The organism is Citrobacter cronae, assembly GCF_016893685.1.
GTDB lineage: Bacteria > Pseudomonadota > Gammaproteobacteria > Enterobacterales > Enterobacteriaceae > Citrobacter > Citrobacter werkmanii.
Genome location: NZ_CP069763.1, coordinates 212,126 through 237,112, shown reverse-complemented (window position 1 = coordinate 237,112; position 24,987 = coordinate 212,126). Strand labels below are relative to the sequence as shown.

Genomic DNA, 24,987 nt, shown 5'->3' with positions numbered 1-24,987 from the left:
AGGCCTGATAAGCGTAGCGCCATCAGGCACTAACCGTCATGGTGCAGGATAGGTATACACCTGATGCACCGCTTCAATCTCGGCCAGAACTTCTTCGCTCAACGTCAGATGCAGGCTTTCAACGTTGGTTTTTAACTGCTCCATCGTCGTTGCTCCCAGCAGGGTGCTGGCGACAAACGGCTGACGACGCACGAATGCCAGCGCCATTTGCGCAGGATCCAGATTATGGCGTTTCGCGATATCCACATAGGCTGCAACGGCCTTTTGCGTTTGCTCACCGCTGTAGCGTGTGAAACGGCTAAACAACGTATTACGTGCGCCGGCAGGCTTCGCGCCGTTCAGATACTTACCGGTTAGCGTACCGAAGCCCAGGCAAGAATAGGCCAGTAGTTCAACCCCTTCGTACTGGCTGACTTCTGCCAGTCCAACTTCATAGCTACGGTTCAGCAGGCTGTAGGGATTCTGGATAGTGGCGATGCGCGGCAGATCGTGTTTGTCCGCCAGATGCAGATAACGCATCACACCAAACGCGGTTTCATTGGAAACGCCGATGTAGCGAATTTTTCCCGCGCGCTGAAACTCAGCCAGCGCGTCCAGCGTATCCAACAGGGAGACGACCGGCGCGGAGTCCGTCCAGCTGTAGCCTAACTTACCAAAGCAGTTGGTGGGGCGCTGCGGCCAGTGAACCTGATACAGATCCAGGTAATCGGTTTGCAGTCTTTTCAGGCTGTCGTGCAGCGCTTCACGGATATTTTTACGGTCCAGCGCCTGATTCGGTCGAATGCCGCTGTCGTTGTTACGTGATGGTCCACTGACCTTCGACGCCACGATTAGCTTTTCGCGGCTACCGTGTTTGGCTAGCCAGTTGCCCACGTAAGTTTCGGTGAGCCCCTGGGTTTCAGGGCGCGGCGGTACCGGATACATCTCGGCAACGTCGATCAAATTTATGCCTTGTGCCACGGCATAATCGAGCTGTGCATGGGCGTCGGCTTCGCTGTTTTGTTCACCAAACGTCATTGTGCCCAGCCCCAGTGTACTGACTTCCAGCGAGCTGTGGGGTATACGGTGATATTGCATAGCCGTTTCCTTTTTATAATCACAACATAAGGATTATAAAAATGGCTGAGGGAAGAGAAAAAGGGAAGTAAAATTGTTAAGGTCAGCGCGCTGCTGACCTCAACCATCAGCGTTCAATGATTTGAGATACATCGTCGCGGTTGATCTGCATCGCATTGCCTTGCTGATCGTGGTAGCTCACCAGACCGGTATCGTCGTCAATCTCTGGTTTTCCGTCGGTCAGGATCATCCGGCCATCTTTTGTCGCCATTACATAATCGCTGCTGCACCCAGAAACTACAAAAGCCAGTCCTACGGCGGAAATCAAAATTGCCCATTTTTTCATCTGCTTATCCTCTCATGGCCTGCGTCTGACAATAGTTTAGTAATAACGCGAAGTTATGCATGACGAAAGCAGTAAAATCTTAAACTGTGAGAAGAGGTAGGTACGGTGCGGTATTCGCTCCCCTTGCGGGGAGCGACAGATTTCATCAGAGCGGATTTTTTTTATTACGCCACAGGTTCAGTGTCTCTACCGCGATAGAGAAGAACATGGCGAAATAGATGTATCCTTTTGGAACGTGGACGTCGAAACTTTCCAGAATTAGCGTAAAACCGACCAGAATCAGGAAAGAGAGCGCCAGCATTTTCACTGAAGGGTGACGATCGACAAACTCACCAATTGGGCGAGCAGCAAACATCATCACGCCCACGGCAATCACCACCGCCGCCATCATGATAAACAGATGGTCAGACAAGCCTACCGCTGTAATTACGGAATCCAGACTGAAGATAATGTCTAACAACATGATCTGCACAATCGCGCCCAGGAATGAAGAGACGCGGGTTTTCAGTCCCTCTTCCTCACCTTCAATGGATTCGTGGATCTCTTTACTGGCTTTCCAGATCAGGAACAACCCGCCGAGCAGAAGGATCAGATCGCGCGCCGAAATCGCCTCGCCAAATACCTCGAACAACGGGTTTGTCAGCCGTGTTACCCAGGCGATAGAGGCCAGCAGCGCCAGACGCATAATCATTGCTGCCGCCAGCCCAATACGTCGGGCATGATTGCGTTGCGCTGTCGGAAGTTTGGCTACAACCAGAGAGAGGAAAATAATATTGTCGATCCCAAGAACGATCTCCAGCAGCGTCAGCGTACCGAGCGCAAGCCAGGCGTTAGGATCGGTTATCCATGCAAATAACATCGAGCAAAGTCCTGCCAAAAAAAAGAAGCGGTAATTATAGGCCCGTAACGCGGCGGGTGAAAGGCCGGGCAGTGCCTATTGCGGCTGGAATAAGAAATGCCGCTCAAGCAATGCGCGCGTGAAGTTCTTTTTCAGATAAAACCCGCGCGGCAGGGTCAGGATGGGTTCGCCATGGGCGCCAATCGCTTCGGTAAGCGCTCGGGCATTGGCGGCTTTGGGACGCAGTTGTAACACTTCCCCATGGCGAGCGGTGATGCGTTCGACGTGGCCTAGCACAATCATGTCCATTAGTTCTTCCCAGTCCAACCGTAATTGCTGGTCTTCTTCGTCGTTTGGGCTCCAGAGCAAGGGCGAGCCGACGCGACGTTCAGCCAGTGGAATGCTGCGTTCACCCTCTACCGGGATCCACAGTACGCGTTTAAGTTTGTGCCGCACATGGCTGGTTTCCCAGGTGACGCCTGTATTGCCAGTTAACGGCGCTACGCATACGAAGGTGGTTTCCAGCGGTCTGCCAAGACTGTCCACAGGGATCGTTTTCAACTCCACGCCCAGCGCCGCAAAATCCTGCTCCGGCTTGCTGCCTGCGCTGGCACCCAGCCAAATCTCCAGCAGGACGCCAATCCAGCCTTTATCACGCTTGAGATCCCTTGGGGTGACGAGCCCCGCCATGGTCGCCAATTCTCCCAACGAGTAGCCCGCAAGCTGCCGCGCCTGAGTCAGCAATTGGGCTTCAGAGTCAGGTGGAGAAAGTAGCGGATGGAGTTCTGGCATCGGATTAACCCTTAGGCGAAAAAATGAGCAATGATTTTATACCGTGTGGACAGAGTTTATCTTTTTCCACATGCTTTATTCAATTATATGATTTATATTGGTTTTTATATTCACACGCGCGCAGTTGCGCAACAGCAATGCGGGTTTTCCAATTCTGGTCACTGACAATGAACAGGATCTTACACCATGTTATCCACAGAAAGATGGGATAACTGTGAAAAACCCCCACTACTGTTTCAATTTACAGCCTTGACGTGCGACGAAAATCGAATTTTTACACAAATTGTGCCTAACTTATTGGCATAATCTGTGGATAAAACCAACGCTGGTCGATCTTTCATCAGCGTGAAGATCGTGTGCGTGACACACATCACATTTATGTGTGTGCGTTGGTACCGATCGTTTTTAACTTAATGAATAAATAAGACTATTTTTTATATGTGACGAATGTCTTATTCGGACTGTTCTGGGTTTTCCCATAGTAATTCCGTACTTCTTCACAACTATATCCACAGAAAAGGTGAATAAAATCGCCCAGAATGCCCTTCTTCTGTTTATAACTCGGGGCTTCGCTGTGAGTTATTCAATTGTTATTAGAATATCGCACCCTTAACAGAGTGGTTTACCGCCTCTCAGGAGTGTGAAACAATCGTTTGTATATAAGGTTTATGTTGAGGTAGTCCGGTGATTGATGACGATGGCTACCGCCCGAATGTAGGGATAGTAATTTGTAACCGCCAGGGGCAGGTCATGTGGGCCCGGCGATTTGGTCAGCACTCCTGGCAATTCCCACAAGGTGGGATAAACGCAGGAGAGACGGCAGAGCAGGCGATGTACCGGGAACTCTTTGAAGAAGTGGGTCTCAGCCGTAAAGATGTACGGATCCTTGCTTCTACTCGTAACTGGTTGCGTTACAAGTTACCGAAACGTTTGGTGCGTTGGGACACAAAGCCGGTTTGTATCGGCCAGAAACAAAAATGGTTTCTTCTGCAATTAGTCAGCAGCGATGCTGAAATTAATATGCAAACCAGCAGTACACCTGAGTTCGACGGCTGGCGCTGGGTGAGTTACTGGTATCCGGTTCGACAGGTGGTGTCATTTAAACGCGATGTCTATCGCAGGGTGATGAAAGAATTCGCAAGTGTTGTCATGGCGCTTCAGGAGAGCACTCCTAAACCGCAAAGCGCACCTGCGTACAGACGTAAAAGAGGTTAAGCTACGCAAATTATGCTCACCCGCCTGCGCGAAATAGTCGAAAAGGTGGCCAGTGCTCCACGTCTTAATGAGGCGCTCAATATACTGGTTACCGACATCTGTCTTGCGATGGATACAGAGGTCTGCTCGGTCTATCTGGCCGATCACGACCGACGTTGTTATTACCTCATGGCGACACGAGGTCTGAAAAAACCACGTGGTCGCACCGTCGCACTCGCGTTTGATGAAGGTATCGTTGGCCTGGTTGGCAGGCTGGCGGAACCTATCAACCTCGCCGATGCGCAAAAACATCCCAGCTTTAAATACATCCCTTCGGTAAAAGAAGAGCGCTTTCGTGCGTTCTTAGGCGTACCGATTATTCAGCGTCGTCAGCTGTTAGGTGTGCTGGTGGTGCAACAGCGTGAATTACGTCAGTACGACGAAAGCGAAGAGTCTTTCCTGGTGACGCTCGCCACGCAAATGGCGGCCATACTTTCCCAGTCGCAACTGAACGCACTGTTCGGCCAATACCGGCAAACGCGTATCCGTGCATTGCCTGCCGCTCCCGGCGTAGCCATTGCCGAAGGCTGGCAGGATGCAACGCTACCGCTGATGGAGCAGGTCTATCAGGCTTCAACGCTGGACCCGGTGCTTGAGCGCGAGCGGCTGACCGGTGCGCTGGAAGAGGCGGCGAACGAATTCCGCCGTTACAGCAAACGCTTTACCGCCGGGGCACAGAAAGAAACGGCGGCGATCTTTGATCTCTACTCGCACCTGCTTTCTGATACCCGCCTGCGCCGCGAACTGTTTGCGGAAGTGGATAACGGCTCGGTGGCTGAGTGGGCCGTTAAAACGATCATCGAAAAATTTGCCGAACAGTTTGCCGCGCTGAGCGATAACTATCTCAAAGAGCGGGCCGGAGATTTACGCGCGCTGGGCCAGCGTCTGCTGTTCCATCTTGACGACTCGATCCAGGGACCGAATGCCTGGCCGGAACGTTTTGTGCTGGTGGCGGATGAGCTTTCCGCTACGACGCTGGCGGAACTTCCCCAGGACCGGTTAGTCGGCGTGGTTGTCCGGGACGGCGCAGCCAACTCTCATGCGGCGATTATGGTGCGTGCGCTGGGTATTCCTACCGTCATGGGGGCTGATATCCAGCCGTCAGTACTACACCGTCGAACGTTGGTGGTGGATGGTTATCGTGGCGAAGTGCTGGTCGATCCGGAACCGGTATTGGTCCAGGAATACCAGCGCCTTATCAGCGAAGAGATCGAGCTGAGCCGCCTGGCGGAAGATGACGTTAACCAACCGGCGCAGTTAAAAAGCGGCGAGCGCGTGAAGGTGATGCTCAATGCGGGTCTCAGCCCGGAACATGAAGAGAAGCTGGGCAGTCGGATCGATGGCATTGGTCTGTATCGCACAGAAATTCCTTTCATGCTGCAAAGCGGCTTTCCTTCGGAAGAAGAACAGGTTGCGCAGTATCAAGGGATGCTGCAAATGTTTAACGACAAGCCGGTGACTCTGCGGACGCTGGATGTCGGGGCCGATAAACAGCTGCCCTACATGCCGATCAGTGAAGAGAACCCATGCCTTGGCTGGCGTGGGATCCGCATTACGCTCGATCAACCGGAGATCTTTTTGATCCAGGTCCGGGCCATGCTGCGTGCAAACGCGGCAACCGGTAACCTGAGCATTTTACTGCCGATGGTGACCAGTATTGATGAAGTGGACGAAGCGCGACGCCTGATTGAACGCGCCGGACGCGAAGTGGAAGAGATGATCGGTTACGCAATCCCGAAACCGCGCATCGGCATCATGCTGGAAGTTCCGTCGATGGTGTTTATGTTGCCGCATCTGGCTAACCGGATAGACTTTATCTCGGTCGGAACCAACGATCTCACCCAATACATTCTGGCCGTTGATCGTAACAATACGCGGGTGGCCAGCATTTATGACAGCCTGCATCCGGGGATGTTACGTGCGCTGGCGATGATTGCGCAAGAAGCCGAAAGAAGCGGTATCGATTTGCGCTTATGCGGTGAAATGGCGGGCGATCCGATGTGCGTGGCCATTCTGATCGGCCTGGGTTTCCGTCATTTATCAATGAACGGTCGATCCGTGGCTCGCGTTAAATATCTGCTGCGCCATATCGATTTTGGCGAGGCGCAAACGCTGGCCCAGCGCAGCCTGGAAGCGCAGATGGCGGCAGAAGTACGCCATCAGGTGGCGGCCTTTATGGAGCGCCGTGGCATGGGGGGGCTGATTCGCGGGGGACTGTAGGCCTGATAAGCGTAACGCTGTCAGGCATTACGGGGGAAAGATTACCTATACAGATCTTTTACATCTTCCCGGCATCCGCTGCGATCCCCTTGTGCTATCATTCGCACCTTTGGAGCGCCTGCTTTATGCAGGCGCGCTTATCAATTGCTGTCTGACTTCAGCGAAATAACAAGAACTTGTGGTGACAGATGACCAGTAGCTATCTGCATTTTCCGGATTTCGATCCGGTCATTTTCTCAATCGGACCCGTCGCGCTTCACTGGTACGGCTTGATGTATTTGGTGGGTTTTATTTTCGCGATGTGGCTGGCGACGCGCCGTGCTAATCGTCCGGGCAGTGGCTGGACTAAAAATGAAGTAGAAAACTTACTGTATGCAGGCTTCCTCGGGGTTTTCCTCGGTGGGCGTATTGGTTACGTACTGTTCTATAACTTCCCATTGTTCCTCGATAATCCGCTGTATCTGTTCCGCGTCTGGGATGGCGGCATGTCCTTCCACGGCGGGCTTATCGGCGTGATTCTGGTGATGATTATCTTCGCCAGACGCACCAAGCGTTCGTTCTTCCAGGTTTCTGATTTCATCGCTCCGCTGATCCCGTTTGGTCTGGGCGCAGGGCGTCTGGGCAACTTTATCAACGGTGAACTGTGGGGACGCGTCGACCCGAACTTCAAGTATGCCATGCTGTTCCCGGGCTCCCGTACCGAAGATATTTTACTGCTGCAAACCAACCCGCAGTGGCAGTCCATTTTTGATACCTACGGCTCGCTGCCGCGTCACGCCTCGCAGCTTTATGAGATGGCGCTGGAAGGGGTTGTACTGTTTATCATTCTGAACCTGTACATTCGCAAGCCGCGTCCTATGGGGGCGGTGTCCGGTCTGTTCCTGATTGGTTATGGCGCATTTCGTATTATCGTTGAATTCTTCCGCCAGCCGGACGCACAGTTTACCGGCACCTGGGTGCAGTACATCAGCATGGGACAGATCCTCTCTATCCCGATGATTGTCGCAGGCATTATTATGATGGTTTGGGCGTACCGCCGTAGCCCACAGCAACACGTTTCCTGAGGAACCATGAAACAGTATTTAGAACTGATGCAAAAAGTGCTGGATGAAGGCACAAAGAAAAACGACCGTACCGGAACCGGAACGCTTTCCATTTTTGGTCATCAGATGCGTTTTAATCTGCAGGAAGGGTTCCCGCTGGTTACGACCAAACGCTGCCATTTACGCTCGATCATTCATGAGCTGCTGTGGTTTTTGCAGGGTGACACTAACGTTGCCTACCTGCATGAAAACAATGTCTCAATCTGGGATGAATGGGCGGATGAAAACGGTAATTTAGGCCCGGTTTATGGCAAACAATGGCGCGCGTGGCCAACGCCGGACGGTCGCCATATTGACCAAATCACCACGGTGTTAAACCAGCTGAAAAATGACCCGGATTCTCGTCGCATCATCGTTTCCGCATGGAACGTCGGTGAGCTGGATAAGATGGCGCTGGCGCCGTGCCATGCTTTCTTCCAGTTCTATGTGGCGGATGGCAAGCTCTCTTGCCAGCTGTATCAACGTTCGTGCGATGTGTTCCTCGGTCTGCCATTCAACATTGCCAGCTACGCCTTACTGGTACACATGATGGCGCAGCAGTGCGACCTTGAAGTGGGTGATTTTGTCTGGACCGGCGGCGACACGCACCTGTACAGCAATCATATGGATCAAACGCATCTGCAGCTTAGCCGCGAACCGCGCGCGTTGCCGAAGCTGATCATCAAACGTAAGCCTGAATCTATCTTTGATTATCGCTTCGAAGATTTCGAAATCGAAGGCTACGATCCACATCCCGGTATTAAAGCGCCAGTAGCTATCTAACCGGGCTTGATGCTGTCACAACCGACGCCTTCGCGCGTCGGTTTTTTTTGTCTGTCATTTCATTCTTCGGCGCGGGTTCCTGAAATATTGCAACGCTCTGCAACGCGTCAAATATTCCCCGTAGCTCGTCGTAGAAACCGAATTTCCCGCTCGTTATTCATTTTCCTCACGCCATACTGGCGGCATGAAAAAACAACAAGGCTACACGTTTCTCGAAAACCTGATTGCGATGCTGATTGTCGCGGCGCTTGGCGCGTCCGGGTTGTATGGCTGGCAGTCCTGGCAACAACAACAGCGCCTGTGGCAGACCGCCTGTCAGGTGCGGGACTACCTGCTGCAACTACGTGAAGATGCTAACTGGCGTAACCGCGATCACGTGATAAGCGTGATGGAGGATGGGCCATCGTGGTGTCTGGTCAGTTCTGCGGCTTTACAAGACGGGTGTAAACCGACTTCACCGCTGGTGTTTGCACCGCGCTGGGACGATGTCGAAATGGCAGAGATAACGCCTTCACTGGCCTTTTATGGGCTGCGCAATACGGCATGGGCTGGACATATTCGTCTGAAAAATGCGGCAGGCGAATGGCGCGTGGTGGTATCAGGCTGGGGGCGGATCAGGCTTTGCGAGCGCGATGAGGCCAGGTCATGTCTGTAAACGAGCAGGGTTTTTCACTGCTGGAGGTGCTCATTGCTATGGTCATTAGCAGCATTTTACTGCTTAGCGCAGCGCGATTTTTACCCGCTCTGCAGCGAGAGATCCTGCGCAATACGCGCCAGCTAGCGCTGGAGGATGAAATATGGCAGCGGGTCTATACCGTGGCAAAACATCTTCAGCGGGCAGGGTATTGCCGGGGAAGCTGTGTCGGAGAGGGACTGGTGATATCGGCTAAGGGTGACTGTGTCATTGCCCGTTGGGATGCCAACAGTAACGGCATCTGGGAGAGCGTTCCCGCGAAAGAGTCCGATACCATCGGATTTCGTTTACAGGACAAAGTCCTGGAGACCCAGCGAGGAGCAACGAGTTGTAATGGCAAAGGGTGGGAGAAAATGACCGATCCAGCCACGATAGAGATTCAGGCGTTTAAGGTTGAGCGCCTGAATATTCGCGGATTTCAACCACTCCTTACGTTGCGTTTGCGTGGAGTGAGCAACGTCGAACCGCAAAAAGTCATTGAAGCCTTTTACAGTGTGACAGGTTTCAACCTGTGAATAGTGAGCGAGGTGTTTCGTCCCTGGCGATGGTCCTGCTACTTCTGGTGCTCGGCAGCCTGTTATTGCAGGGTGTTAGCCGACAAGAAACGAGTTTTGCATCGCGTGTTACAACGGAAAGTCGGTCTTTGCAACGGCAGGCGGTAGTGCAATCCGCCATCGAATGGGGACGCATGCAGTCCTGGGGCTTACAACCGGCTTTACAGTGTCGGCGTTATACCGGGCAGGACGTCGCGGTTTGCCTGCGACGACTTACTGAGACTTCCGTGCTGCTTATTGCGCATTATGAAGGCGTATCGCTATGGCGTCAGGGGGCGATTATCGATGGCAATATCGAATTTTCGGCGCATGGCTGGAGCGATTTTTGTCCGTTAAAGGCGGTAGCGTTATGTCAGACTCCCTGAACAGACAACGTGGTTTTAGCCTGCCGGAAGTGATGCTGGCAATGGTGCTGATGATCATGGTTGTGACTGCGCTATCGGGATACCAGCGGGCGTTGATGAACAGTTTTATCGTCAGAAACCAGTATCAGCAACTCTGGCGTCACGCCTGGCAGCAAACCCAGCTGTATCCGTTTTCACCACCTGTGAACTGGCAGGTTAACCGAATGCAGACAACGGAAGCAGGATGTGTCAGCATCAGCGTTAAAATTTCTTCACCTCTGGGCAGGCAAGGTCAAATGACACGTCTGCATTGCCCGAACCGTCAGTAGTCAGGAGCCGCTATGTTAAGGGTCTACCACTCCAATCGTCTGGATGTGCTGGAAGCGTTAATGGAGTTTATCGTTGAGCGCGAGCGGTTGGACGATCCCTTTGAGCCGGAAATGATCCTGGTGCAAAGCACTGGTATGGCGCAGTGGCTACAAATGACCCTTGCACAGAAATTTGGTATCGCCGCCAACATCGATTTCCCACTACCCGCGAGTTTTATCTGGGATATGTTTGTGCGCGTGCTGCCGGATATCCCGAAAGAGAGCGCGTTCAGCAAACAGAGCATGAGCTGGAAGTTAATGACTCTGCTGCCGCAATTGCTGGATAACGATGACTTCGCACTGCTGCGACACTATCTGACGGACGACACCGATAAACGTAAGCTGTTTCAGCTTTCCTCTCGCGCGGCGGACCTTTTCGATCAGTATTTAGTTTATCGCCCTGACTGGTTAACGCAGTGGGAAGCGGGGCGCCAGATTGAAGGACTCGGCGAGGCTCAGGCATGGCAGGCGCCGTTGTGGAAAGCGCTGGTGGAATACACCGCTGAACTGGGTCAACCGCGCTGGCATCGCGCCAATTTATATCAGCGATTTATTCACACCCTGGAAAATGCGTCTGAATGTCCGCAGGGGCTGCCTTCTCGCGTCTTTATTTGCGGAATTTCGGCGCTACCGCCGGTTTACCTGCAGGCCTTGCAGGCGTTGGGTAAGCACATTGATATTCATCTGCTGTTTACCAACCCTTGTCGCTACTATTGGGGCGACATTAAAGATCCCGCCTGGCTGGCAAAGTTGCTGGCGCGTCAGCGTCGGCACAGTTTTGAAGAACGTCACCTGCCGCTGTTTCGTGATACTCAGAATGCGGCAGGATTGTTTAACAGTGATGGTGAGCAGGATGTAGGCAACCCGATGCTGGCCTCGTGGGGTAAGTTGGGACGTGATTATATTTATCTGCTTTCAGAACTGGAAAACAGCCAGGAGCTGGATGCGTTTGTCGATATAACCCCAGACAATCTTTTGCATAACATTCAGTCGGATATCCTCGAGTTACAAAGCCGGGACGTGGCGGGCGTTACGCTGGACGAGTATTCCCGGAGCGATAACAAACGACTGCTTGATGTGAACGACACCAGCGTGACTTTCCATGTCTGCCATAGCCCTCAGCGTGAAGTGGAAATTCTTCATGACCGACTGCTGGCAATGCTGGAAGCAGATCCCACGCTGACGCCGCGCGACATTATCGTGATGGTGGCGGATATCGACAGCTACAGCCCGTTCATTCAGGCGGTTTTTGGCAGCGCGCCAGCCGACCGTTACTTACCCTATGCGATTTCCGACCGTCGGGCGCGTCAGTCTCATCCCGTCTTGCAGGCCTTTATCAGTCTGCTGTCGCTACCGGATAGCCGTTTTGTCTCTGAGGATGTGCTGGCATTACTGGATGTCCCCGTGCTGGCGGCACGTTTCAATATTGATGAAGATGGTCTGCGCTATCTTCGTTTGTGGGTCAATGAATCAGGTATTCGCTGGGGAATTGACGACGATAACGTGCGTGAGCTGGAACTTCCGCCAACGGGTCAGCATACCTGGCAATTTGGTTTAACGCGCATGCTGCTCGGCTATGCGATGGAAAGCGCCCAGGGCGAGTGGCAATCGGTATTGCCCTATGATGAGTCGAGCGGTTTGATTGCCGAACTGGTAGGGCATCTGGCCTCGTTGCTGATGCAGCTTAATCTCTGGCGTCGAGGACTGGCGCAGGAGCGCCCGCTGGAAGAGTGGCTGCCTGTTTGTCGGGACATGCTTAATGATTTCTTCCTGCCGGATGCGGATACCGAAGCGGCGATGACGCTGATTGAACAGCAGTGGCAGGCCATTATTACTGAAGGACTGGGGGCTGAGTATGGCGATGCCGTACCGCTTTCCTTGCTACGTGATGAGCTGGCGCAGCGTCTCGACCAGGAACGCATTAGCCAGCGCTTCCTGGCAGGGCCCGTTAACATTTGTACGCTGATGCCGATGCGCTCTATTCCTTTTAAGGTTGTATGCCTGCTGGGCATGAACGATGGCGTTTATCCGCGTCAGCTTGCGCCGCTGGGCTTTGATCTGATGAGTCAAAAACCGATGCGGGGCGATCGCAGCCGTCGCGATGATGACCGTTATCTGTTCCTCGAAGCATTAATTTCGGCGCAGCAAACGCTCTACATCAGCTACATTGGCCGCTCAATTCAGGATAACAGTGAACGCTTCCCGTCGGTATTGGTGCAGGAACTGATGGATTACATCGGGCAAAGCCACTATTTGCCGGGCGACGAATCGTTGACCTGCGATCAAAGCGAGGCCCGGGTAAAAGCGCACATTACCCGTCTGCATACCCGCATGCCTTTTGACGCACAAAACTATCAGCCCGGCGAACAGCAAAGCTACGCCCGGGAGTGGCTGCCTGCGGCGAGCCTGTCAGGAAAAGCGCACACGGATTTTGTGCAGCCTCTCCCCTTTGAAATGCCAGCCACGTTAACGCTTGAAACGTTACAGCGATTTTGGGCTCATCCGGTACGGGCCTTTTTCCAGATGCGTTTGCAGGTCAACTTTCGTTCTGAAGAAAGTGAGATCCCGGAAACAGAACCTTTTGTTCTGGAAGGATTAACTCGCTATCAGCTTAATCAGCAATTGCTTAACACGCTGGTTGAAGAGAACGATGCTGAACGATTGTTTCGCCGTTTTCGTGCGGCAGGCGTGCTGCCCTATGGGTCATTTGGCGAAATTCTGTGGGATACGCAGCGTCAGGAGATGCAGTCGCTGGCTGAACGCATTATCGCCTGCCGTCAGCCTTGCCAGAGCATGGAGATTGATCTCATCTGTAACGGTGTGCAAATCACCGGTTGGCTGCCGCAGGTGCAAGAGGACGGTTTGTTGCGCTGGCGCCCATCATTAATAAGCATTGCCCAGGGGGTGCAACTTTGGCTGGAACATCTTGTCTATTGTGCCAGTGGCGGTACGGGAGAGAGTCGGTTGTTCCTGCGCAAAGACGGGGAATGGCGTTTCCCTCCACTGGCGGCAGAACAGGCGCTGCTGTATTTGTCGCAGCTCATTGAGGGATATCGGGAAGGCATGTCGTCGCCATTGCTGGTATTACCGGAAAGCGGCGGCGCATGGATAAAAACCTGTTATGACGCTGCAAATGATGCCATGTTAGAGGACGACGATACGCTGCAAAAAGCGCGCAGTAAGTTTTTGCAGGCTTATGAAGGCAACATGATGGTTCGTGGCGAAGGCGATGATATCTGGTATCAACGCCTGTGGCGTCAACTGGATGCCGAGACGCTGGAACGCATTGTTTTACAGTCACAGCGCTATCTGTTACCGATTTTTCGCTTTAACCAGTCCTGATGGTTGTATAAAAATTGCGCAATTTGATGGCTTCCACTATGATGCGCATTCTGTCACGGACTGATTCTTAAAAAGAGAAGATGCTGACTTGTTCAGCACGAAGTCTTGCCCTGTTCATGCCACGTATTGATACGTGGTTTGCAGTGAACAGGTGAATACGTTAATGATGAGGTTTGTGAATGCCCCGCAGCACCTGGTTCAGCGCATTACTGTTGTTCGTCGCCCTTTGGGTTCCCGTAAGTCAGGCAGATACCGGTTGGCAGCCTTTAGCTGAAACCATCCGCAAAAGCGATAAAGATACCCGCCAGTATCAGGCCGTGCGCCTTGATAACGGCATGGTCGTGTTGCTGGTATCCGATTCGCAGGCCGTGAAATCCCTTTCTGCACTGGTGGTGCCTGTTGGCTCGCTGGAAGATCCGGACGATCATCAGGGGCTGGCGCATTATCTCGAACACATGTGTCTGATGGGCTCGAAAAAATACCCGCAGCCCGACAGCCTGGCTGAATTCCTGAAAATGCATGGCGGCAGCCACAATGCCAGCACAGCGCCTTACCGTACGGCTTTTTATCTTGAAGTCGAAAACGACGCGCTGGTGGGGGCAGTGGATAGACTGGCGGACGCGATCGCCGATCCGTTGCTGGATAAAAAATATGCCGATCGCGAGCGTAATGCGGTGAACTCTGAGCTGACGTTGGCGCGTACCCGGGATGGGATGCGTATGGCGCAGGTCAGCGCTGAGACGATCAACCCGGCGCACCCTGGCTCGCGTTTCTCCGGCGGAAATCTGGAGACATTAAGCGATAAACCGGGTAACCCGGTGGTGCTGGCTTTACAAAAATTTCATGAAAAGTACTACTCCGCGAACCTGATGAAGGCGGTGATTTATAGTAATAAACCACTGCCAGAGTTGGCGCGGATAGCCGCTGATACTTTCGGCCGCGTACCGAACAGAAATATCGAAAAACCGGAAATCACCGTACCGGTTGTCACCGACGCGCAGAAAGGCATCATCATCCACTATGTGCCGGCAATGCCGCGCAAAGTCCTGCGCGTCGAGTTTCGTATCGATAACAACAGCGCAAAGTTCCGCAGCAAAACTGATGAACTGATAACCTACCTGATTGGCAATCGTAGTCCTGGTACGCTGTCCGACTGGCTGCAAAAACAGGGGCTGGTGGAGGGCATTCGCGCCGATTCCGATCCGGTGGTGAATGGCAACAGCGGGGTATTAGCCATTTCTGCGACGTTAACCGACAAAGGGTTGGCGAACCGCGATGAAGTTGTTGCGGCCATCTTTAGCTATCTCAATCTGTTACGTGAGAAAGGCGTCGATAAACGCTACTTTAACGAACTGGCGCACGTGCTGGATCTCGATTTCCGTTATCCTTCAATCACTCGTGATATGGACTACGTGGAATGGCTGGCTGATACCATGATCCGCGTTCCCGTCGAGCATACGTTGGATGCGGTGAATATTGCCGACCAATATGATGCGCAAGCCATTGCGCAACGTCTGGCAATGATGACGCCGCAGAATGCGCGTATCTGGTATATCAGCGCGAAAGAACCGCATAATAAAACCGCTTATTTTGTCGATGCGCCTTATCAGGTGGACAAAATCAGCGACAAAACCTTTGCTGACTGGCAGCAAAAAGCACAGGGCATTGCGCTGTCTTTGCCAGAGCTGAACCCCTACATTCCGGATGATTTCACGCTGATCAAAGCGGATAAAAAATACGCTCACCCGGAACTGATCGTCGATGAGCCGGATTTGCGCGTGGTGTATGCGCCGAGCCAGTATTTTGCCAGCGAGCCGAAGGCTGATGTCAGCGTGATCCTGCGTAACCCGAAAGCGATGGACAGCGCGCGCAACCAGGTATTATTCGCCCTGAACGATTACCTGGCGGGAATCGCGCTCGATCAGTTAAGCAACCAGGCATCGGTGGGTGGAATAGGTTTTTCGACCAACGCTAACAATGGTCTGATGCTTAACGCTAACGGTTACACTCAACGTCTGCCGCAGCTTTTTCAGGCGTTATTAAGCGGTTATTTCAGCTACACCTCAACGGATGAACAACTGGCACAGGCGAAATCCTGGTACGCCCAGATGATGGACTCTGCGGAAAAAGGTAAAGCCTACGATCAGGCGATTATGCCGGTGCAAATGCTGTCTCAGGTGCCCTATTTCTCACGCGATGAACGTCGCGCGCTATTGCCATCCATTACGTTGCAAGAGGTGATGTCCTACCGCGATGCGTTAAAAGCGGGGGCGCGGCCTGAGTTCCTGGTGGTGGGTAATATGAGCAAAGCTCAGGCTACAACCATGGCGCAGGATATTCAGAAACAGCTTGGCGCGAATGGCTCGCAGTGGTGCCGGAACAAAGAAGTGGTCGTGGACAAGAAGCAGTCCGTCATCTTTGAGAAAGCGGGTAGTAGCACGGATTCTGCGCTGGCGGCGGTATTTGTGCCAACTGGCTATGACGAATACAGCAGTTCAGCCTACAGCGCCATGTTAGGGCAAATTGTTCAGCCGTGGTTCTACAACCAACTGCGTACTGAAGAGCAGTTAGGCTATGCCGTATTTGCTTTCCCGATGAGCGTTGGGCGTCAGTGGGGGATGGGGTTCCTGTTACAAAGCAGTGATAAGCAACCGTCTTACCTCTGGGAGCGTTATAAAGCATTTTTCCCGACGGCGGAAGCGAAGCTGCGGGCAATGAAACCTGAAGAGTTTGCACAAATTCAGCAGGCGATCATTGCGCAAATGCTACAGGCGCCGCAAACGCTGGGGGAAGAAGCCTCACAGTTAAGCAAAGATTTTGATCGCGGCAATATGCGCTTCGATTCACGTGATAAAATAGTGGCTCAGATTAAACTGCTGACGCCGCAAAAACTTGCCGACTTCTTCCATCAGGCGGTGGTTGAGCCGCAAGGCATGGCGATACTGTCACAGGTTTCCGGCAGTCAGAACGGGAAAGCAGAATACGTGCGCCCGGAAGGCTGGAAAGTGTGGCAGACCGTCAGCGCGTTGCAGCAAACCTTACCCCTGATGAGTGACAAGAATGAATGATGCCGCTGAGTCCCTTGATCCACTGCGCTTGCCCCTGACGGGCGAGCGCCTGATTGAAGCCTCTGCGGGCACCGGTAAAACTTTTACCATCGCCGCCCTGTATTTACGTTTACTGCTTGGACTGGGCGGCTCTGCCGCCTTTCCACGTCCTCTGACCGTTGAAGAACTGTTAGTGGTCACCTTTACCGAGGCGGCCACAGAGGAACTGCGTGGCCGAATTCGTAGCAACATTCATGAGCTGCGCATTGCCTGCCTGCGTGAAACCACCGACAACCCGCTATATGCCCGTTTGTTAGACGAAATAGCCGATAAAAAACAGGCCGCCCAGTGGCTGCTATTGGCTGAAAGACAGATGGATGAAGCGGCGGTGTTTACCATTCATGGTTTTTGTCAGCGCATGCTGAGCCTCAACGCCTTTGAGTCAGGCATGCTGTTTGAACAGCAACTGATTGAAGACGAATCACTGCTGCGTTATCAGGCGTGCGCGGACTTCTGGCGGCGGCATTGCTATCCGTTGTCCCGCGACATTGCGCAGGTCATTTTTGAAACGTGGAAAGGTCCTCAGGCGCTATTGAGGGATATCGATCGCTATCTGCAGGGCGAAGCGCCGGTGATCAAGGCTCCCCCGTCCGATGACGAAACGCTGGCCTCCCGACACGAACAAATTCTCGCCCGCATTAACCGGATTAAGCAGCAATGGCGCGGCTCTGTTGATGAGCTGGACGGGCTGCTGGAAGCCTCCGGGATCGACCGACGTAAATTCAATCGCGGTAACCAGAGCAAGTGGATCGAAAAGATCAGCGCATGGGCACAGGAAGAAACCCAGAGTTACCAGCTTCCTGACGCGCTGGAGAAATTCTCACAGCGTTTTCTGCAAGAGCGCACCAAAGCGGGGGGCGTAATGCCTCAGCACCCGCTTTTCGTCGCCATTGATGAACTACTTAGCGAACCGTTAACTCTCCGCGATCTGGTGATCACCCGAGCGCTGGCGGAAATCCGCACCGCGGTTGCCGAAGAGAAGCGTCGACGCGGCGAGCTTGGCTTTGACGATATGCTCAGCCGTCTGGATGCGGCGTTGCGCAGTGACAGCGGCGATGCGCTGGCGGCGGCTATCCGTACCCGTTTCCCGGTCGCGATGATCGATGAATTTCAGGATACCGATCCGCAGCAGTACCGCATATTCCGCCGGATCTGGCAGCATCAACCAGAGACCGCGCTGCTGTTGATTGGCGATCCCAAACAGGCTATTTATGCGTTTCGCGGCGCGGATATTTTCACCTATATGAAGGCGCGCAGCGAAGTCAGCGCACACTATACGCTCGATACCAACTGGCGTTCTGCCCCCGGCATGGTCAATAGCGTGAATACGCTTTTCAGCCAGATGGACGACGCCTTTATGTTCCGCGAAATCCCCTTTAGCCCGGTAAAATTTGCAGAGAAAAACCAGTCGCTGCGGTTTGTTTTACATGGTGAAACGCAGCCCGCAATGAGTATGTGGCTGATGGAAGGGGAAAGTTGTGGCGTAGGCGACTACCAGAACTACATGGCGCAGGTGTGCGCGACGCAAATTCGCGACTGGCTGAAGGCCGGACACTCTGGTGATGCGCAACTGGTCAGCGGTAAAGCATCCAGGCCGGTACGCGCCTCAGACATCAGCGTACTGGTTCGTAGCCGCCAGGAGGCGGCGCTGGTCCGCGATGCCCTGACGCAACTGGCGATTCCCTCCGTCTACCTTTCCAACCGTGACAGCGTATTTGAAACGCTGGAAGCGCAGGAATTGCTGTGGATGCTGCAAGCGGTGATGACGCCGGAACGGGAAAACACACTGCGTAGCGCGTTGGCGACCTCAATGATGGGGCTGAATGCGCAGGATATTGAAGCATTAAATAACGATGAGAATGCCTGGGATGCGGTAGTTGAAGAATTCGACGGCTATCGTCAAATCTGGCATAAACGCGGCGTCATGCCGATGCTGCGTGCGCTGATGACAAATCGCCAGATTGCGGAAAACCTGCTGGCGACGGCAGGGGGCGAACGCCGTCTAACCGATATTTTACATATCAGCGAACTGCTCCAGGAAGCGGGATCGCAACTGGAAAGCGAGCATGCGCTGGTGCGCTGGTTGTCCCAGCATATGCTTGAACCGGACAGCAATGCGTCAAGCCAGCAGCTCAGACTGGAAAGCGACAAGCACCTGGTACAAATCGTGACTATTCATAAATCGAAAGGGCTGGAATACCCGCTGGTCTGGCTGCCGTTTATCACGAATTTCCGCGTCCAGGATCAGGCGTTCTACCACGATCGCAGCTCCTTTGAAGCGGTACTGGACCTCAGTGACGCCAGGGAGAGCGTTGAGCTGGCAGAGGCTGAACGCCTGGCGGAAGACCTGCGCTTGCTCTACGTTGCGCTAACCCGTTCGGTATGGCACTGCAGCCTTGGCGTTGCGCCGTTGATACGTCGTCGGGGCGATAAAAAAGGGGATACCGATGTGCATCAGAGCGCCCTTGGTCGTCTGTTGCAAAAAGGTGAGCCAATGGATGCCGTGGGACTGCGTGGCGCGATTGACGCACTGGGTTGCGACGATATTGCCTGCCTGACGCCAGGTCAACCTGACGGTGAGCGCTGGCAGGTTGCACAGCCGGTCAGCGCCACATTGAGTGCGAGAACATTGCAACGCACCCCCGGCGATGGCTGGCGCGTGACCAGTTATTCCGGCCTGCAACAGCGCGGACATGGAATCGCGCAGGATCTGATCCCGCGCCTGGATGTTGATGCCGCAGGCGTTGGCGAGGTCATTGCGGAGTCAGGACTCACCCCGCATCAATTTCCGCGCGGCGCCTCGCCGGGCACGTTTTTGCATAGCCTGTTTGAGGACCTTGATTTTACCCAACCGGTAGATCCGCATTGGGTCGAGGAAAAACTGGCCTTGGGCGGTTATGACGCGCATTGGACGCCGGTTTTGACCGCATGGCTGGACGTCATTTTGCAGGCGCCTCTTAACGAGACGGGCGTCAGTTTGAGCCAACTTTCCGCCCGTGAAAAACAGGTGGAGATGGAGTTTTATCTGCCGATTTCGCAGCCGCTGATGGCCAGCCGACTTGATGCGTTGATCCGTAAATACGATCCGCTCTCAGCGGGCTGCTCTGCGTTGGATTTTATGCAGGTACGCGGCATGCTAAAAGGGTTTATTGACCTGGTGTTTCGTCATCAGGGGCGTTATTACCTGCTTGATTACAAATCTAACTGGCTGGGTGAAGACAGCGCAGCCTACACGCAGCAGGCGATGGCCTCAGCCATGCAGGCGCATCGCTACGACCTGCAATATCAACTTTATACCCTGGCGCTGCATCGCTACTTACGCCATCGCATTGCTGATTATGACTATGAACGCCATTTTGGCGGCGTTATCTATCTTTTCCTGCGCGGCGTTGATGGCGAGGATCCGCAGCAGGGAATTTACGCCACCCGACCAGACGGAGAATTGATCGCTTTGATGGATGAGATGTTTACCGGTGCGGAGCTGGAGGAGATGTCATGACAATCCAGAAACGATTACTGGAAGCCGTTGAACAAAAACAGCTCCGGCCTCTGGATGCCCAGTTTGCGCTGGCAGTGGCCGGAAATGGTAATCCTGCGGTTGCGCTGGCTGCGGCATTGCTCAGCCGCGAAGCGGGAGAAGGGCACGTCTGCTTACCACTTTCGCGATTATCCTTACTCGAAGATGCTCATCCTTTGTTAAGCGCCTGGCTTGCTGAGATGGGCGAGCCTGAAGACTGGGCGGAATGTTTGCTGGCCTCCGGGGCAGTAAGCCGTGGCGAGCAACCGACCCCGCTGGTGCTATACGGCGATCGCCTGTATCTGAACCGCATGTGGCATAACGAACGCGCGGTGGCGCGTTTTTTCAGTGAAGTTAACCACGCCATTGAGGTGGATGAACAACGGCTGACTGACACGCTGGAGGCGCTGTTTCCATCATCTGAAGGCGTTAACTGGCAAAAGGTGGCCGCTGCTGTGGCGCTGACCCGCCGTATATCAGTGATCTCCGGCGGGCCGGGCACCGGAAAAACGACAACGGTCGCGAGACTTCTGGCGGCGTTGATCCAGATGGCGGACGGTGAACGCTGCCGTATTCGTCTGGCGGCGCCAACGGGAAAAGCGGCTGCGCGTCTGACCGCCTCGCTGGGAGCGGCGTTGCGAGAACTGCCGCTTACCGATGAGCAAAAGAAACGCATTCCCGATGATGCCAGTACGCTGCATCGGTTATTAGGCGCTCAGCCCGGCAGCCAGCGCTTGCGTCATCACGCGGGGAATCCGCTGCATGTGGATGTGCTGGTGGTGGATGAAGCCTCGATGATTGATTTGCCGATGATGTCGCGCCTTATCGATGCCCTACCGCCGCACGGGCGGGTGATTTTTCTCGGCGATCGTGACCAGCTCGCCTCCGTCGAGGCGGGGGCGGTGCTCGGGGATATTTGTGCTTTTGTCAGCGAAGGATTTACCCCGGAACGCGCCCGGCAGCTTAGTCGCCTGACCGGTAGCGCTATTCCGGCGGGAACGGGTACTCAGGCGGCGGCGTTGCGTGACAGCTTGTGTCTGCTGCAAAAAAGCTATCGTTTCGGCAGTGATTCCGGGATCGGTCAATTGGCTGCTGCGATTAATCGCGGTGACAAGGCTGCGGTAAAAACGGTTTTCCAGCAGGGATTCAGCGATATCGAAAAACGCACGTTACGCAGCAGTGAAGATTACGCCGCGATGCTGGATGAGGCGCTGACAGGTTATGGGCACTACCTGGATTTACTGCATGAGGGCGCCGCGCCGGATGCCATCATTCAGGCCTTCAATGAGTATCAGCTGCTGTGCGCTTTGCGGGAAGGCCCGTTTGGCGTAGGCGGTTTGAATGAGCGCATTGAGCAGGTGATGGCGCAAAAACGTAAAATTCACCGTTCGACGCACAGTCGTTGGTATGAGGGAAGACCGGTGATGATTTCGCGCAATGACAGTTCGCTGGGGTTATTTAACGGTGATATTGGCATTGCCCTCGATCGCGGACAAGGGCTGAGGGTGTGGTTTGCGCTGCCGGACGGTTCGATTAAGTCGGTGCAACCCAGCCGCTTGCCTGAGCATGAAACCACCTGGGCGATGACGGTACATAAATCGCAGGGCTCTGAGTTTGACCATGCGGCGCTGATTTTACCCAGCCAGCATTCCCCCGTGGTTACCCGCGAGCTGGTCTATACCGCCGTAACCCGCGCGCGCCGCCGCCTTTCGCTGTATGCCGATGAACGAATATTGGGCGGGGCAATTGTCATGCGTACCGAACGCCGCAGCGGACTGTCGGCGTTATTTAATGACGGCATGATGTAGCTGCCGGCTGGATGAGGCTGTTATGCCGCATCCGGCAGCCACGCCTAGGCCAAATCAGCCATCAGCACTTTTGATCGCCGCTGATAGTTGTACATCTCTTTCTTGCTTTCCGGCAGCAGGTCGATATCCACCGGCGTGAAGCCGCGCTCCTGGAACCAGTGGATGCTGCGGGTGGTCAGTACGAACAGTTTACTCAGCCCCATTTGCCGGGCCTGCGCGGCGATCCGCTCCAGCAATACTTCCCCACGTGACGAACTACGGTAATCCGGGTGTACCGCCACGCAGGCCATTTCGCCAATCCTCTCTTCCGGGAAAGGATACAGTGCGGCGCAGGCGATGGTCAGGTTATCGCGCTGAATAATGGTGAATTTGTCGATCTCCATTTCCAGTTGCTCGCGGGAGCGGCGGACCAGAATGCCTTGTTGTTCCAGCGGACGGATCAGCTCCAGAATGCCACCGATATCGTTAATGGTGGCGCGGCGAATTTGCTCCGCGCTTTCCATCACGATTTGCGTACCGATGCCATCGCGGGAGAACAGTTCCTGCAGCAACGCGCCATCTTCCTGATAGCTGATCAGGTGGCAGCGGCGTACGCCACTGCGACAAGCTTTCACCGCACCACGCAGGAAGCGCACCGTACCTGAGCTGTAGTCACCTTTCTCTTCCTGTGACTCGACGCGCGCCTGGGCTTCGTTAGGGAACAATTCGGAAATAATATCGCCATCATCGTTGGTGACCCCTTGGGAGGAGCAAAAGCCAATCATTTTCTCCGCCTTCAGTTTGATAGCCAACTGCGTGGCGACCTCTTCTGACGTCAGATTAAAGCTCTCACCGGTAACGGAAACGGCGACTGGCCCCATCAGGACTATCGCGCCACTGTCCAGTTGACGGTGAATGGCCTCTTCATCAATACGACGAATACGCCCGCTATGGCAGTAGTCCACGCCGTCATCAACGCCCAGCGGTTGGGAGATAATAAAATTACCGCTGACCACATTGATATGCGCACCCTGCAATGGCGTATTATTCAGGCTCATCGACAGGCGGGCGGTAATATCAAGCTGGAGCAATCCCGCAGCCTGTTTGACCAGCTCCAGGGTTTTAGCGTCGGTGACGCGCGTATTTTTGTGGTACACCGGCTCATAATGATGCGCCGCAAGATTGGCATCAATCTGCGGTCGTGCGCCATAGACCACGACAAGGCGGATGCCGAGGCTATGAAGAAGCCCAATGTCATTGACGATACTGGAAAAGTTTTCATGCTCGATGGCTTCGCCGCCCAGCATAATGACAAACGTTTTTCCCCGATGGGTATTGATATAGGGAACAGAATGGCGGAATCCCTGTACCAGTTCGGTTCTACGCTCCTTCACCACGGCACACCCTCATTGCATGATTATTCGTAATTTGTGTATTTTTATTCTGTTTTGGTGCTGTGCGCAAGCGTAATTTTTACTCATGCCGAAGATTTTTTTCAGTAATGCCGTGAATATAAAAAGAATGTTTACCCTTTTATAGATGACAGATTATGCGTCATTCGTTAAAGTTTCCGGTCAATTCGGACGTTTTACGTATTACTTCAATAAAGATTTCTTTTGCTCGGGAGAAGCATGTCGGGATCCAATTCAGCAATCAGTCGCCGTCGTTTACTGCAAGGTGCGGGTGCTATGTGGCTTTTGAGCGTCAGTCAGGTTGGTCTGGCTGCCGTGAGTCAGGTCGTTGCCGTTCGTATCTGGCCTGCGTCCAGTTATACCCGCGTCACGGTGGAATCCAACCGTTTGCTGAAATACAAACAGTTTGCCCTGAGTAATCCTGAGCGTGTGGTTGTCGATATTGAAGGCGTTAATTTGAACTCGGTGCTTAAGGGCATCGGCGCGCAGATTCGTCCTGACGATCCCTATATTAAGTCGGCGAGAGTCGGGCAATTTGACCCGCAGACCGTGCGGATGGTGTTCGAGCTGAAACAGAATGTGAAGCCGCAACTCTTTGCCCTGGCCCCCGTAGCCGGTTTTAAAGAGCGTCTGGTCATGGATCTTTATCCTGCCAATGCGCAGGATGTTCAGGATCCGCTGCTGGCGCTGCTTGAAGATTACAACAAGGGCGATCTGGATAAACAGGTGCCGCCTGCGCAAAGTGGTCCGCAGCCGGGTAAAGCGGGGCGCGATCGTCCGATTGTCATTATGCTGGATCCCGGGCACGGTGGAGAAGACTCCGGTGCGGTGGGGAAATACAAGACGCGTGAAAAAGATGTGGTACTGCAAATTGCCCGTCGCCTGCGAGCCCTTATTGAGAAAGAGGGCAACATGAAGGTCTTTATGACGCGTAATGAAGATATATTCATTCCGCTAAAAGTGCGTGTGGCGAAAGCGCAGAAACAGCGTGCAGACCTGTTTGTCTCTATTCACGCCGATGCCTTTACCAGCCGGCAACCCAGCGGCTCATCGGTGTTTGCGCTCTCGACTAAAGGGGCGACCAGTACCGCGGCAAAATATCTGGCCCAAACCCAGAACGCCTCGGATCTCATCGGTGGCGTCAGCAAAAGCGGTGACCGTTATGTCGACCACACCATGTTCGATATGGTGCAATCGCTGACCATCGCCGACAGCCTGAAGTTTGGCAAAGCGGTGCTGAATAAGCTTGGTAAAATCAACAACCTGCATAAGAATCAGGTTGAGCAAGCCGGGTTCGCGGTGCTGAAAGCGCCGGATATTCCCTCTATCCTCGTGGAAACGGCATTTATCAGTAACGTCGAAGAAGAACGTAAGCTAAAGACGGCGACCTTCCAGCAGGAAGTGGCGGAGTCGATTCTGGCAGGGATTAAAGCTTACTTTGCCGATGGTGCGACGCTGGCGAGAAGGGGATAACAAAAAAGCGCTGAAAAG

General features: G+C 53.8%; 18 protein-coding genes. 13 read left to right on the top strand and 5 right to left on the bottom strand.

The genetic code is table 11. From position 1 onward, the window contains the following. Positions 1-36: 36 nt before the first annotated feature. The 4 genes from JSN25_RS01070 to mutH all read right to left on the bottom strand — a co-directional run bounded on the left by JSN25_RS01070 (position 37) and on the right by mutH (position 3,032). The gene (locus JSN25_RS01070; protein ID WP_150345396.1) at positions 37-1,077 is read right to left on the bottom strand and encodes an NADP(H)-dependent aldo-keto reductase; all 1,041 of its coding nucleotides are present in this window, start codon (positions 1,075-1,077) and stop codon (positions 37-39) included. Positions 1,078-1,183: 106 nt separating this feature from the next. Further along, positions 1,184-1,402, bottom strand: a complete 219-nt coding sequence (gene ygdR / locus JSN25_RS01065; protein WP_204525389.1) for a YgdI/YgdR family lipoprotein — start codon at positions 1,400-1,402, stop codon at positions 1,184-1,186. Between the two features lie 145 nt (positions 1,403-1,547). After that, complete coding sequence (locus JSN25_RS01060) at positions 1,548-2,261, bottom strand: TerC family protein (protein WP_038633330.1); 714 nt, start codon at positions 2,259-2,261, stop codon at positions 1,548-1,550. 75 nt (positions 2,262-2,336) lie between these two features. Then, positions 2,337-3,032, bottom strand: coding sequence for a DNA mismatch repair endonuclease MutH (gene mutH / locus JSN25_RS01055; RefSeq protein ID WP_038633327.1), 696 nt, complete (start codon positions 3,030-3,032; stop codon positions 2,337-2,339). Positions 3,033-3,716: 684 nt separating this feature from the next. Here mutH and rppH point away from each other — a divergent pair. From rppH to recD, 12 genes are all read left to right on the top strand, one after another. Beyond that, positions 3,717-4,247, top strand: a complete 531-nt coding sequence (gene rppH / locus JSN25_RS01050) for an RNA pyrophosphohydrolase (protein ID WP_003825602.1) — start codon at positions 3,717-3,719, stop codon at positions 4,245-4,247. 12 nt (positions 4,248-4,259) lie between these two features. After that, positions 4,260-6,506, top strand: a complete 2,247-nt coding sequence (gene ptsP / locus JSN25_RS01045; protein WP_038633322.1) for a phosphoenolpyruvate--protein phosphotransferase — start codon at positions 4,260-4,262, stop codon at positions 6,504-6,506. A gap of 188 nt (positions 6,507-6,694) precedes the next feature. Next, a complete protein-coding gene (gene lgt / locus JSN25_RS01040) occupies positions 6,695-7,570 on the top strand; it encodes a prolipoprotein diacylglyceryl transferase (protein ID WP_038633319.1) in 876 nt (291 codons plus the stop codon). A 6-nt stretch (positions 7,571-7,576) separates the two neighbouring features. Further along, entirely contained in the window at positions 7,577-8,371 is a 795-nt protein-coding gene (gene thyA / locus JSN25_RS01035) for a thymidylate synthase (protein ID WP_038633316.1), read from the top strand. A 184-nt stretch (positions 8,372-8,555) separates the two neighbouring features. Then, the gene (locus JSN25_RS01030) at positions 8,556-9,026 is read left to right on the top strand and encodes a prepilin peptidase-dependent protein (RefSeq protein ID WP_204525388.1); all 471 of its coding nucleotides are present in this window, start codon (positions 8,556-8,558) and stop codon (positions 9,024-9,026) included. Further along, positions 9,017-9,580: a prepilin peptidase-dependent protein gene (locus tag JSN25_RS01025; protein WP_150345394.1), complete on the top strand. Its 564-nt coding sequence runs from the start codon at positions 9,017-9,019 to the stop codon at positions 9,578-9,580. The genes JSN25_RS01030 and JSN25_RS01025 overlap by 10 nt, the downstream gene beginning before the upstream one ends. After that, positions 9,577-9,984, top strand: coding sequence for a DUF2509 family protein (locus JSN25_RS01020; protein ID WP_121529510.1), 408 nt, complete (start codon positions 9,577-9,579; stop codon positions 9,982-9,984). Before JSN25_RS01025 ends, JSN25_RS01020 begins: the two co-directional genes overlap by 4 nt. Then, the gene (locus tag JSN25_RS01015) at positions 9,969-10,292 is read left to right on the top strand and encodes a prepilin-type N-terminal cleavage/methylation domain-containing protein (protein WP_038633302.1); all 324 of its coding nucleotides are present in this window, start codon (positions 9,969-9,971) and stop codon (positions 10,290-10,292) included. The genes JSN25_RS01020 and JSN25_RS01015 overlap by 16 nt, the downstream gene beginning before the upstream one ends. 12 nt (positions 10,293-10,304) lie before the next feature. Continuing rightward, positions 10,305-13,673: an exodeoxyribonuclease V subunit gamma gene (gene recC / locus JSN25_RS01010; RefSeq protein ID WP_204525387.1), complete on the top strand. Its 3,369-nt coding sequence runs from the start codon at positions 10,305-10,307 to the stop codon at positions 13,671-13,673. 179 nt (positions 13,674-13,852) lie between these two features. Then, entirely contained in the window at positions 13,853-16,741 is a 2,889-nt protein-coding gene (ptrA, locus tag JSN25_RS01005) for a pitrilysin (protein WP_204525386.1), read from the top strand. Further along, entirely contained in the window at positions 16,734-20,279 is a 3,546-nt protein-coding gene (gene recB, locus JSN25_RS01000; protein WP_204525385.1) for an exodeoxyribonuclease V subunit beta, read from the top strand. Before ptrA ends, recB begins: the two co-directional genes overlap by 8 nt. After that, positions 20,276-22,105 carry an exodeoxyribonuclease V subunit alpha gene (gene recD, locus JSN25_RS00995; RefSeq protein ID WP_204525384.1) on the top strand — a complete coding sequence of 610 codons (1,830 nt, stop codon included), beginning with the start codon at positions 20,276-20,278 and terminating at the stop codon, positions 22,103-22,105. The genes recB and recD overlap by 4 nt, the downstream gene beginning before the upstream one ends. Positions 22,106-22,149: 44 nt before the next feature. On the opposite strand, the gene argA is transcribed toward recD, so the two are convergent. Beyond that, complete coding sequence (gene argA / locus JSN25_RS00990; RefSeq protein ID WP_038633289.1) at positions 22,150-23,481, bottom strand: amino-acid N-acetyltransferase; 1,332 nt, start codon at positions 23,479-23,481, stop codon at positions 22,150-22,152. A 234-nt stretch (positions 23,482-23,715) separates the two neighbouring features. Here argA and amiC point away from each other — a divergent pair, with 234 nt between their 5' ends. After that, positions 23,716-24,969, top strand: a complete 1,254-nt coding sequence (gene amiC / locus JSN25_RS00985; protein WP_042310761.1) for an N-acetylmuramoyl-L-alanine amidase AmiC — start codon at positions 23,716-23,718, stop codon at positions 24,967-24,969. Positions 24,970-24,987 lie beyond the last annotated feature (18 nt).